The sequence below is a fragment of the Brochothrix campestris FSL F6-1037 genome, assembly GCF_000525915.1.
Lineage (GTDB): Bacteria > Bacillota > Bacilli > Lactobacillales > Listeriaceae > Brochothrix > Brochothrix campestris.
In genome coordinates this window covers 1-12,551 of record NZ_AODH01000026.1, presented here as the reverse complement: position 1 = coordinate 12,551, position 12,551 = coordinate 1, and the positions used below count along the sequence as shown (strand labels likewise).

Annotated in this window: 13 protein-coding genes; 12 read left to right on the top strand and 1 reads right to left on the bottom strand. The window is 39.1% G+C overall.

Annotation, left to right across the window (positions count from 1 at the left end):
- The 7 genes from BCAMP_RS13080 (at position 1) to BCAMP_RS06415 (ending at position 6,923) form a co-directional block, all read left to right on the top strand.
- Complete coding sequence (locus tag BCAMP_RS13080) at positions 1-300, top strand: WxL protein peptidoglycan domain-containing protein (RefSeq protein WP_198015728.1); 300 nt, start codon at positions 1-3, stop codon at positions 298-300.
- Entirely contained in the window at positions 275-1,042 is a 768-nt protein-coding gene (locus BCAMP_RS06440; RefSeq protein ID WP_198015727.1) for a DUF3324 domain-containing protein, read from the top strand. The genes BCAMP_RS13080 and BCAMP_RS06440 overlap by 26 nt, the downstream gene beginning before the upstream one ends.
- Positions 1,035-1,820 carry a WxL domain-containing protein gene (locus BCAMP_RS06435; RefSeq protein ID WP_035314566.1) on the top strand — a complete coding sequence of 262 codons (786 nt, stop codon included), beginning with the start codon at positions 1,035-1,037 and terminating at the stop codon, positions 1,818-1,820. The genes BCAMP_RS06440 and BCAMP_RS06435 overlap by 8 nt, the downstream gene beginning before the upstream one ends.
- Before the next feature lie 68 nt (positions 1,821-1,888).
- The gene (locus BCAMP_RS06430) at positions 1,889-2,245 is read left to right on the top strand and encodes a hypothetical protein (protein ID WP_035314564.1); all 357 of its coding nucleotides are present in this window, start codon (positions 1,889-1,891) and stop codon (positions 2,243-2,245) included.
- A 30-nt stretch (positions 2,246-2,275) separates the two neighbouring features.
- Entirely contained in the window at positions 2,276-2,920 is a 645-nt protein-coding gene (locus BCAMP_RS06425; protein WP_035314562.1) for a hypothetical protein, read from the top strand.
- A complete protein-coding gene (locus BCAMP_RS12590; RefSeq protein WP_051456927.1) occupies positions 2,907-6,035 on the top strand; it encodes a pectate lyase-like adhesive domain-containing protein in 3,129 nt (1,042 codons plus the stop codon). The genes BCAMP_RS06425 and BCAMP_RS12590 overlap by 14 nt, the downstream gene beginning before the upstream one ends.
- 30 nt (positions 6,036-6,065) lie before the next feature.
- Positions 6,066-6,923, top strand: coding sequence for a WxL domain-containing protein (locus BCAMP_RS06415; protein ID WP_035314560.1), 858 nt, complete (start codon positions 6,066-6,068; stop codon positions 6,921-6,923).
- Positions 6,924-6,933: 10 nt separating this feature from the next.
- Here BCAMP_RS06415 and BCAMP_RS06410 read toward each other — a convergent pair whose 3' ends face one another.
- Positions 6,934-8,457 carry a helix-turn-helix domain-containing protein gene (locus tag BCAMP_RS06410; RefSeq protein ID WP_035314559.1) on the bottom strand — a complete coding sequence of 508 codons (1,524 nt, stop codon included), beginning with the start codon at positions 8,455-8,457 and terminating at the stop codon, positions 6,934-6,936.
- 232 nt (positions 8,458-8,689) lie between these two features.
- On the opposite strand from BCAMP_RS06410, the gene BCAMP_RS06405 reads away from it, so the two are divergent.
- Genes BCAMP_RS06405 through BCAMP_RS13505 form a run of 5 tightly spaced genes read left to right on the top strand, consistent with a single transcriptional unit; the run spans position 8,690 to position 12,530 of the window.
- The gene (locus tag BCAMP_RS06405; RefSeq protein WP_035314557.1) at positions 8,690-8,896 is read left to right on the top strand and encodes a DUF916 domain-containing protein; all 207 of its coding nucleotides are present in this window, start codon (positions 8,690-8,692) and stop codon (positions 8,894-8,896) included.
- Between the two features lie 7 nt (positions 8,897-8,903).
- Positions 8,904-9,680: a DUF3324 domain-containing protein gene (locus BCAMP_RS06400; RefSeq protein ID WP_035314556.1), complete on the top strand. Its 777-nt coding sequence runs from the start codon at positions 8,904-8,906 to the stop codon at positions 9,678-9,680.
- A gap of 11 nt (positions 9,681-9,691) precedes the next feature.
- The gene (locus tag BCAMP_RS06395) at positions 9,692-11,968 is read left to right on the top strand and encodes a hypothetical protein (RefSeq protein ID WP_035314554.1); all 2,277 of its coding nucleotides are present in this window, start codon (positions 9,692-9,694) and stop codon (positions 11,966-11,968) included.
- Complete coding sequence (locus BCAMP_RS06390) at positions 11,969-12,361, top strand: LPXTG cell wall anchor domain-containing protein (protein WP_035314553.1); 393 nt, start codon at positions 11,969-11,971, stop codon at positions 12,359-12,361.
- Between the two features lies 1 nt (position 12,362).
- The gene (locus BCAMP_RS13505; protein WP_156921168.1) at positions 12,363-12,530 is read left to right on the top strand and encodes a hypothetical protein; all 168 of its coding nucleotides are present in this window, start codon (positions 12,363-12,365) and stop codon (positions 12,528-12,530) included.
- The last annotated feature ends 21 nt before the right edge of the window (positions 12,531-12,551 follow it).

Sequence of the window (12,551 nt, the reverse complement as noted above, 5' to 3'; positions counted from 1 at the left end):
ATGAACATAAAAAAACAAATGGGAATGGTGATTAGTTTACTAATTGTATTAGGCAGTGGTCTACAACCGGTTGCGGCATCTGAGTTTAACTTTGCGGTGGAACCACAAAAACCAAGCAATCAAATTGACCAGAAAAAAGGTTACTTTGATCTTAAAGTGACACCTGGTCAAACACAACAACTTACCATTATGTTGAAAAATGCCACCAATAAAGCCGTCACCATTCAACCGAAGATTGCGGCGACAACGACAAGTTCAAGTGGTGTTGTTGAATATGGTCCTTCTAAGAAAAAAAAATGATGAAACGTTACTTTACGATATGAAAGATTTAGTTACAACAGAAAAGAAAATTACGATTAAAGCAGATTCAAGTTACGCGTTGAAATTAGATGTAAAGGCACCAAAGAAGGCCTTTAAAGGTAGTGTAACTGGTGGTATCACACTTGAAGAAGATGTGGATGAAACAGCTAGAAAAACTGAAGGTAATGGAATGGCCATTGATAATCGTTATGCTTATGTTGTTGGTATTCAAATGCGTCAAGACATTAAAGCAGTAGCTCCGAAACTGCATTTACATGATGTCGAGGCTGCACAACGAAACTACCGTAACGTAATTAATGCCACCATCCAAAATAGTGAACCGACCTACGTTAACCAATTGAAAATAGATGCGAAAATCACTAAAAAAGGTAAGAGTGAGGTACTTTACGAATCAAAAAAAGAAATGATGCAAATGGCACCCAACAGTAATTTTGCATATCCAATCGCTTTAGGCGATGGGAAAACGTTAGAACCAGGCAATTACACGTTGAATATGACCGCTCAATCCTATGACAATAAGTGGAAGTGGTCCAAAGATTTCACGATTACAGATGATGAAGCCACTGCCTTAAACGAAAAAGATGTCACGGTTGTTAAAAGCTATACAACTTATTACATTATCGGTGGGCTGATTATCTTATTATTGATAGGGCTTATTATTTGGCTGATTTTACGTAAAAAAAATATAAAAGAAACCACAGGGGGAATTGACAATGAATAACTTTGGCAAATACATAGCAATCACAGCATTACTCGGTGCTGGTGCATCAGGAACAATTACAACCGTATCAGCAGGTGAAACAGGGGCAAAATACGTTTCAAATGGAGCGGTTAAATTTATTCCAAACACAGACCCAACCAATCCAATCGATCCAACCGACCCTACTAATCCAGATCCGGTTGATCCGATTGATCCAACCAATCCAGATGGACCCAACCCAGGAACACCAGGGCCATTGAGCATTGATTTTGCCTCAAGTCTTGATTTTGGTGTTAATAAAATATCATCAAAAAATGAAATTTACTATGCCTCACCTCAAACATACAAAGAAGAGGGTAAAACGACACCGAACTATGTTCAAGTGACTGATAACCGTGGGTCTTCAACTGGTTGGACTTTAAAAGTGCTACAAGACAATCAATTTTCAAACGCGACTGCCAAATATAATGAATTAAAAGGGGCACAAATTACGATTAATGATAGTCAAGCGGTTTCAAACGCAATCGGTGTTACAGCTCCTACTGTTGCAGCGGAAATCGAGTTAACACCAGGCTCACCGGTGACTGTTATGACTGCAGCTGAAGGAGCAGGAGATGGGACGTGGCTGAATCGTTTCGGTACTAATGAAATGAAAACAGAAGTTCAAGCAGATGGTACGAGCAAAGAAGTGGAAAAAAACACATCTGTGCAACTAGCTGTACCAGGTAGTACACCTAAATCAGCAGTTGAATATCGTTCAACTTTGACATGGCTCCTTTCGGATGTTGTAAGTAATTAATAAGTAACAGATATACCAGTAAGTGGTGTCCTACCATTTGTTGGTAGATGTTGGAGGAGGGAAACCTGATGAAAAAAGGCGTATTAGTTTTTGTCATCATTGGTGCACTCACCTGTAGTGGAAATATAATCGCTATACAAACCGCACAGGCAGCAGCCTATCAATCAAATGTGGTCACTGGTTTTTACGGCGAGTATGTAGTTGACGAGGATACACTTATTGACAATGAACCTGCAGAAACTGAGTCAGTCTCAAACGACTCGGAGGGAGAAACACCAGTAAACACTCAAGTACAACGAGAAACACACAGACAAACAAGTAGCACCATTTTACCAGTGACAGGCGATCAGTACTCACTCGTTCTGATGTTGGGCGGTTTTATATTAGTTGGTAGGAGCTTGTATCGCTTACGTTATGCAAAATGATGATGTTAAAACAAATGGAGGAGACAGTTTATGTTAAAAAAAATGACGTATTTAAGTATCATCTTCATAGTGGTTTTTTCATCGTTTAGTACCGTAATTGATAAAGCTCAGGCCGATAATAGTCAAACGCTTGAACTAGCAGTAGATGAAATGACTGGTACATTGAACGAAGAAATCGATATCCGTTTAACGGATACTACAAAACGTGAAGAAGCAGTAAAGATAATGTTGCCAGTCGGTGTTGACTACGTTAAATGTGATGTTAAAGACAGCAGGTTTGATAAGAACAAAAGAGAACTAACACTCAATAGTCGTAATGAAAAAACAATTGTAACAATCAAACCAACAGCAGTCGGACAAGTTAAATTAGTAGCAAAAACTAAGACTGAACAACAAGACTTACTTTCAAACGAATTGGCGATTAGTGTGTCAGAGTCGCAACCATCAGCACTTGAAACGAGCATTTCGGCTGCTGAAACAGTGACACAACCAGAGTATTCACAGTCGATACTTGACACAAGTGAAAAAGCAGAGAAAGAAAGTGCATCTTCACCAGCAACAAACGTTGCCGCAACAGATAGCGCACAAAGTGAAGCGAACAAAGCAATTGAAAAAAATACGACGATTACAACTGAACAATTAGAAACGGCAGCGAAAGTTCGTGAAAACAACTGAAACAACCTCAGAAAAAGCAATGAAAAGAATGGCACGAGCAGGCACTGAAGTAAACGTAACAACCTGGGCTGAATTTCAAGTAGCGTGGAAAGATGCAACAGTATCTAAAATCAATCTTATGAATGATTTAAAAGCAACTGGGTCGATTAGTTTTACGGCGCGTTCGTTAGAACTAAATGGGAATGGACATAAATTAGAACTGACAGCATACGCGCCTACCTTAAATATTGTCCAATCTAAAGCCATCTACGACTTTCATATGCATGATCTTATAGCATCTTGTACCGTTGCAGCCGATATGGGGTATCTTGATGCTGGTATAGCAGTTTCTAATGGTGGTAAATGGCGAATGAGACTCGGTAATATAAAAACCGAAGGAAGTAAAGTTCAACGAATAGTTGTAGCAACCGGTGGTGAAATGACCTGGTATGGAGTTAATGACATTAGCACTTGTGCTGAAAACGTCTACACAGGATCAACTGTTTTTGAACCAGGTACTCAGTATACGGGTAATGTTAGTGTTTATAACTATTCCGTATTTTACTATAATCTTCCAGCCGTTGCAGGTAATACAGGTGAAAGCAAGGAGTTTACCGTTGGCGAAAACTCGATTATTCAAATCGGACAGACACAAAACGGTACGACCTATCCGGCTGTGTATATGAATTACGCAGCAATGACAATCGGTGAAAACGCCATTTTCAACGTCATCATGCCAGGGAATGCGGTTAGGATGCAAAATACAAATTCGTCCTTTACTGCTAAAAAGGGAGCAATTGTCAATCTGACGAGTCGAGCGAATGCTGAGTCAGTTTATGCAACTGTAAGTGGTCCAACATTTACAGCAGAAGCGGGCTCGTACTTATATATTATTGGGGTTCGCCCCGGCCAACCGTTAGTGAAAATGTATAGTACGACAACGATGACTATTGATAATCCAGCTGGATACGATATTCGTAATTATGATAAAGGGGCCAATTCTCGTGCGATTGAATTGTCCACAACAGGGACATTCAATCTCACCAATACAGATATTGATTTATGGAAAACAACCAGTGATCCATTAGGTCCCTCTGATTTAACGAGTGCTAAAGTAGCGAATTTCAAGGTTTATAGCACAAATGGAGCTGCGACCTCATCAGAGGCTAGTTTAGTTGGTGTGAAATTACCAGATTATCGTCGAATCGCCGGAATGAACCAAATCCCAACGGTTGAATGGCCTGAAAAGATTGCTGACCAACGAGTGAATACCGATGCTGATAAAACAATCACGGCACGCGTGAAAATTGGTGAGGTACCAAATAATGATGGTCCGACAGCTGAGGGTAAAGTGACCTATATTCCTGTGTATGCGTCTGAGGGACAAGCCAGTGTGACTTTTATCGATGAAGCGGGTCAAACATACACAGGTATAACAGATAAAGATGGCTATGCTCGCTATACAGTAGATAGCTTTTATAAAGCAGGGACAACAATCTCTGGAGTAGCAACACGTGGTCCGTATACTGGTGAATCAGCTAGCACCACGATTAGTGATATTACTCCACCGCCACCGGCCAAAATTGATCAACCAATCAAAGTGGTTGATCGTTCAATCAGTGGGAGTGAGGCAGAAGCAGGTGCAACGATACGAATTACCATTAACGGTGAAACCGTTGATGCAAGTGCGACAGTCGCATCTGATGGCAAGTGGAAATTGAGTCTGCCTAAGGGGCTTAAATTCCCAGCAGACGGTGTCGTTCAAATATTTTTGAAAGATACGGTGGGAAATGAAAATCCAGTGGCTGAAACAGCCGTGCATGATGCGATTTTTCAAGCAGCAACGAAGGTTACGACGTTAAACGTCTTTCCATTATCAACTCTCACTCAAACGGTGACCAATTTAACGACAAAAGCACCACCGGTTGAGTCAACACCAATGGATCCAACGTTAGCCATTGTGGGAGATCAGTTAAGGTATACGTTAACAGTCGGAAATGTCGGGAGTTTGGAATGGCTTCAAGCCGTAGTCGATGATATCGTTCCGAGTGAGTTAACAGTCACTCAAGTAACCTTAGATGGTGTAGAACAAACATTGAATGTCATATCTAACAATGTCTCTTTAACAATTCCAAAAATTGCGGTCAATCAAGAAAGTGTCATTACTATTGATGTAGTTGTCACAAAAGAGACTGTCGGCAAAGGGGTACTGAATCAGGCAATGGTAGCAGATGGTGATGAAAGTTTGAAAAAAACAGCGAATACACTCGTACAAGTTGCAGCCCAACCAATTATCAAAAACACCCAAACCGTTGAGAACCTAACCGACAATTCAGGGAAATTTAATGTCGGTGATACTGTTAAATACCATTTGAACACAACGAATACAGCCAATCGAGGAACCGTAACTGATACAACCATTAATAACGCTATTCCGCAAGGATTACGTGTTGATCCAGCGACACTCAAATTGACTGATGCAACAGGTGAAGAAACCGTTTTACCGGCTTCGAGCTTATCGGCAGATAACAGATTAAGTGTTAACGCAGGTAGTTTAGCAGGTGGTGAAACAGCTACTGTGACATTTGAAGCCAAAATTCAATTAGATTTAGCAGAAACAAACGTCAAAAACTCATTTAACACAGTTGCGACTTACCTAAGTCCAAATGATGTTCAAAGTGAGGAAGCAAGTGTGAGCTACGTTGTTGAAGCTTATACGGGAGTATTAAGCTTAGCAGCTGTTCCCGAAAGTTTATCATTCGGCTCTAATCTAGCGATTAAACCGATTGATAAAAGTTATGGTCTAGTATCTAAAACAGGTGATTTAATTGTAACTGATACACGTGTGGTTCGTAGTCAATGGACATTAGATGCACGGATGAGTCAACAACTGACCGCCAATGCTTCTGAATTAATAAATGCATTATCATTCAAACCAAAGACAGGTAATGAGACGGTCATAACTGATACGTTTAGTCCGCTTTATAGTGAAACAAACACAACCGATGAAAATCAGTTGTCAAGTCATTGGTCAGACAATGGTGAAGGATTTTACTTGAATGTGAAAGCTGGCGTAGGTATAGCCGGTAGTTATCAAGGAACCATTGAATGGGTATTAAAAGATACACCAGCTTAATAAATTCAACTAAAAAGGGAGATTTTAAAAATGAAAATGACATTTGGAAAAACACTCGCAATCGCAGCATTACTCGTACCAGCTACCGTGACAGGTGTAACAACAACGCATGCTGCTGAGGGTGGAAGTTACAACTCAAACGCGGTCGTCAACTTTATTACAAGTACAGACCCCACTTTACCGGTCGATCCAGAAAATCCTGATCCAACCAATCCGATTGTACCGATTGACCCAACCAATCCAGAGGGACCAGGCGAAGGAACAGCTGGACCACTCAGCATTGACTTTGCTTCTAGTTTACAATTCGGAACAAGTAAAATCACCACCAAGGATGAGATCTATTCAGCCTATGCCCAAGAAATTGAATTGACTTCAGGAACTGAGTATCGTCCCAACTACGTGCAAGTAACCGATAATCGTGGAACTGAAGCAGGTTGGACATTGCAAGTGACACAGGAACGCCAATTAACATCGACTGCAAATAAGGTTTTGGAAGGTGCAGTAATCACCTTAGGTTCGAGTACGGTTAGTACAGTGGCCGGATCAACTGTGACTGCGCCATCAAATGTTCCGAGTGCAATTGTATTAACACCAGGCACGCCTGCAGTTGTTTTCTCAGCACAAGCTCAAGAAGGTTCGGGTGTATGGTTAGCTAAATTCGGCTCATCAGTTGGCGAAAAACCAACAGTCATGGCTGGAAAAGATTGGAAACCAGGAACTGAGGCGACTGAAACAGCAGAAGCAACGCTTCCAACAGAGTTTGATGTGATGCGGAACTCTGCGGTAACCTTAGCAGTTCCAGGCAAAGCAATTAAAACACAAGATCAATACAGTTCATCATTGATTTGGTCATTATCAGATGTACCGACAAACAGTAACGAAGACTAAATGAAAAAGGTTAGAGGACATAGTCCTCTAACCTTTTTTTTTGTGTCGTAATAAGGGTAGCGACTCCTTTTTCATGATAGGTTTTATGTAAGATATCTAAGATATAGACCCATTCCTGTTCTTCTGGCATTGAAGACCAGAAATAAAACAGTGCGTTGGGGTAGCGTTCTTCAAGATGTTGCACTTGAAAGTCTGAAATATACAAATCAACAGTTTCATCAGGATATGGAATGAATTGTAACGGTATTTGTGTTGATTGTTGTAAGATAGTTTTTAAAAAAACATGTTGAGAGTCTGTTATTTTTGATAAAAGACAGACACGTAAAGGTTTATGCATGAAGCGGATAGCATCACGAAGTAGTAAGAAATATTGAACCTTACTTGCATTGTTGAGTACAATATGGGTTTGTTCTTCTAAATAAGTGAAAAAAGAAGCACAAGTCTCAAACGTAAGTGGATGACGTTCCATTACTGTTTTTAAGTTGAGTTGCATGCGTGAATTATGTTCTGAGCCTTTAACATGCTTGATATGCGCGTTAATCGCGATTAAATTAACTTGTAAGTGGGCATATTCCGTTGCTGTTAATGATTTATTAAAGTAGTCACAATAGCAATTAATAAACTGTTCAGCTTCAACTTTGAAAAGTGAAGCCGCATTAAACGGTGTGAAATTAATGTTTTCAAAGTAAGCGAGCGGATACACATTGAGTGTTGAAATCATAAAATGCATGCCATTAACTTCAGCTGCCACTTGCTCATCAGTTAAGCCGAGCACTGTTGAAAAAGTGTTAGCTACCCAAGCCTCAACATCTGTCTTGGTTAAGATAACAGTCGAAATATCAGGTAACGGTGATGAATGATCTAAAATGAATCCTTGTTTAATACGAGAGATGGTAATGGCTAAAAAGGTTCGTAGCTTTAATAAACTTGAATAAGGCATCAAAGGTGTATGGGCATGTATGTTTGCTAATAAATCATCCAATAAATTGGAGTCAACGTTATGAGCGAAGTCTGTTAAAAAGTGGTAAGCATCGGTGAATAAACAGTAAAAAAAATAACGAATTTGATGTTCTTCACCAATTAATCGCTCGTGTTTAGTTAAGTCGAGTGAAACTTCAAAGGCTTCAAGTAACTCTTTCAAACGATTTAATTTACGATACATTGTTGCTTTTGTAATGAAATTATTATCAGTGAAATCTTGAAAGCTAACGAATTCATCATTAAAAATGGCATGACAAAATTGGAATTGAATATTAGTTTCAATATAATGCGTTGCAAAAAAGTCAATTGAAAAAAGGGGGGATATTTCTAATGTAATGCTTGAGGTATTATAAGTGAAATTCAAATGAGTTCCCCAATCATTCTTTTGGATATCGTCTTGGAGACAATCCAAATTTTTAGCTAAAGCACGTCGGTTCCAATCCAGTGCCTCAGACATTTTCTGCAGGTCAATCGAAGTGGAACGTTTATTACGGGCAAAATAACGTAAACATTGTAAACTATAGCCTTCTTGCTTATCGAGAATTTTATGCATGATATGACTCCTTTCAATACTCCTAATACTATACCCCAGTTCGGCTGTTGCAATTCGTGTTAATTTTTTTACAGATAATGGGCTATCGTGTCATTACAGGATAATGTAAAGTTATATTTAGATAGAGAGCAAAAGTGATGTTTTTTAGAAAAAAGATTAGTATAAACAGCTGAGAAATTTGGAATTTCATAAATCACTGCTCTTTTATAAGGATAAGGTTAGGGAGGATAAGATGAAAAATTTTTTAGTAGCTATTGTATTTATAAGCATGTTTATCGGAGGGGGAAATGTTTATGCCTCGGACAATAAAGGCCCTATGTATACAGTAACACCAGTCTTGCCAGAAAATCAACAAAAAAATATAACCGATCAATTTGACCTATTAGTCAAGCCAGGTAGTACTCAAATAATACAGGTGATTTTAAAAAAACAAGAGTAAAAAGGCAATGCAACTAAACAGTGTTGTTGTTGCAGGGGTAACGAATAGTAATGGAATCATTGATTACAAAAATAAGGTCGAACAAAAGAAACAAAAAGATACATTTACTAATATAGCGACAGCAGATGAGGCAGGGAGCATTGCTGCTCAGTCAGAAAAAACACTCAATGTTGAAGTGAAGATTCCAATGTCTGGTATTGATGGGTTAATGTTAGGTGGCATTAAGATTGAACAAGTGAGTGCCGCTAAATCAGAAAGTAATATTCAAAATAAGTACAGCTACATTATCCCCATCAAGCTACAAACGAAAACGGATCAACAACAGGCCAAATTGAATTTGAAAAAAGTCACGATTAGCCAAACAGGTTTACGCAATCGATTGGTAACTGTGTTAGAAAATCCAAAAGGCGCGATTTTACGCAATATAGAAATGTCATTGCAAGTGCAAAAAGACAAGACAGATACGACCTATTACGAAAATAAGAAAAACAACCTGAAATTCGCTCCGAAATCAACGGCAGACTTACAATGGGCACTTGATAAACCATTTGAAGTAGGAACCTATCAGGTGACCCTGAAAGTAATCGCGGATGGTTTTGAGAAAACATGGACAGAGGCATTAACGATTGATAAAGAGGAAGCAGATACCCTTAATGCGACATCTGTCGATGAAAAAGAAAAAAAACACGAATTCACTGAAAATGTATATCTTGTTGGGCATTATTGCAGTCTTAATTTTAATGATCATTATTATTTTATTGAAAAAAAACAAACAGCGAAATGAGGTGGAGTAAGATGAAGCGATCCGGACTATTACAGTTAATCATGTGTGCGAGCTTAGTAGTGATGGTATCACCAGTGGAAGCACAAACGACATTACCATCAGATAATGGTGAAAATAATAGTATACAGGCAGAGAATAGTGAAGTTGATTCGAACGAAACCAAAATAAATAATTCGAGTCTAACAGGTAGTGAAGCGGTGATAGATAAACCGCTTGTGACACAAAGCGAAAAAATGGCGAGTAACAGTGGGCCGACTTTACGAGGTAACTATTCTTATTATCTTGAGGCGCGTGAATTAGCCGATGCAAATAGAGAGGCGCTTCAAAGAGCTGTCAGAGCAGCGATTAGTGAGAATCCAAAAAAATTAGGTTATTTAAAAGGCAGCACACTTGAAATTGTAGTTCCGAACGTTAAATTAATTCCAGACTTTTATTATTTACCAAATAATGCGAATATACGTTTCTCTGGTATGGTTGGAATCACCGATATTTATCTTACAAATGACGACACAGTTCGAGTGACGTATAAAGACAACGGTAGCCAAAATGGAAAACTAACGTTCACTAAGTTAAAAAATGCACCGACTAACACGACACTTAATTTCATGTACTCAGTACAACATTCGTTACGAACGTATCGTAAAATGGCTTTGTTAGGTTGGACACAAATTGAAGATGAAGAAGAAGTCCGAAGTGGAAGGGGTATTGGTCCGGTGAATCTCAATTTTGCCGAGCCAGCTCCGGAACTTGTCGTGACACCAAAAGAAGAAACAACACGACTGGCATACGGTAGCACAGTTTCGTTAGAGGTGAGTGATTACTATAACGTTAAAACAAGTGCAGGGAAAGTCACCGCGACATTTTTAACACAACCAGATACAAGCGTCTTAGGGCCAGCTGAGGCTACCATTCAATTAACAGATGAATACGGACAACAAACGATTGTAACCGTCCCATTTGAGGTGTTTGAGACGTTAGTCGCACAACCGGTTGCTCAAACACTCGTGCTCGGACAAGACATTCCTAAAGTAGTCCTCAAACAATGGGTCAAAGACGTGACAACCTTAAGTGGCGATGCGATTGATAGCACGGATTATGAGGTTGAATTAGTTTCAACTTTTTCGGCCAATGCAGTTGGAACAAGTGAAGTTGCGATTCGGATTTTTAGTGAGAAGTATCATAGTGACTTAGAGCTGACTGTCCCAGTCACAGTTAAAATGGGAACAGCCATCCAATTAACCAATACCGATAATCAAATTATTGGTGGAGTGACGGTTAACGATGGAAAACTTGATTTAGTCGATATTGATGATCGTAATGTGACAAAAGTAGTAGGCAATAATATCTCGATAGCGGTTTATAAACCAGAGTTAGATAATCCGATTTTAAATGAGAGCACACCAAGTGAAGAAGCACAATTAAAAGCGACGGATGCGATTGACTCCTTTAAATCGTTGCCAATCGGTAAGGAATTGCCGGAGGGAAGTGTTATTAAAGTAGCAACGGATGGCATGGCTGAAAACACTAATTTGTTAGAAACCTATAATGATGGTAAAAAAATAGCCTTCATCGATAACAATCGAATTCATGAACAAGCAATCTATTATCTGTATCAAAATAAAAAATTCTCAACGGTTGCAGCAGCGCATTTAGAAGTTAAAACAGTTCCTGTTTCACGATTAACATCATTGAGTGAGTTAGATGCTATGATCCATGCGTTTTATCATGGGAAATTACCGGGCAATGTATCGCTGAAAGGGTTTAGTTCTTATCCGAATACAGCTGAAACAGGCTTGCAAGCAGGTAAAGTGTTAGTTGAAGAGCAACTAGGAGAAAATAATGTAATTCGTTACGATCAGCCAATTACGATTGAAGTCGACGACGGTGATATTTCAATGAAGGTACCGACGACGATGAATTTTAAAGACTATACGTTCAATCCTAGTGAAACAACTGTCGAACGCGCAATTGATGATTGGCAGTTAGAAGTAGATGATACACGAATGGACAGTTTGAAAACAAATTGGCACATCAATTTGAAAGTATCAGGTGAGCAAGAGTTGGATCAATATATGACATTTGTCGATTATCAGAACAACAGGAGCTATTTAACGGAAAATATCACAATATATAGTCAAGATAAAATAGAGAATCAACCGGATAACACCTCAATAAGTTGGGGAGCTGAGCAAGGTGTCTTATTACAACTACCTGCTCATAATAATTTAAAAGCGGATAAAACATATCATTCCACACTTGAGTGGTCGCTCATATTAGGGGAGGAATAAATGATGAAAAAAACAGTTGTCGTTTTGCTTCTTGTTCTTTGTAGTATGGGTGCTAGTGCTAGTGTTGGTGGTGTGAAGGCAATGGTTTTTGATGAGGCTGAAACAAAAGTGTCAGTAAGCGTATTTGATCAACATCTGACAGATGAAACAGGTGCCGTATTAACACCACCGCTAGTGATTGAAAAACAGGTAAATAAACAGGATAGCATAGGTAATATTAGTTATTATGTCGACAATCATACGCAGAAGGAATACACCGAAAATATTAGTATTGAGTATGTTCGATTGCCACAGACAGGTGATAATAACGGAATATTCAGTATTATCGGTTGGGGAATAGTCATTTTAGGAGCCTATTGTAGTAAAAAATATAATCAGAGAGAAGGAATATAATATGAAATTAGCACAATTAATGGCCATTGGTTTAACCGTCGGAACAATCGGAGTAAGCGTAGCAACTGTATCAGCAGATGAGGTGCGTGACGGTTCGACAGCAGCAAGTGTAACTTTGAAAAGGTGGGGAGTTAACATTCTCAGAAATCGCACCAACGATTGCTTTTGAAGACATTACTTTAACGGGCGA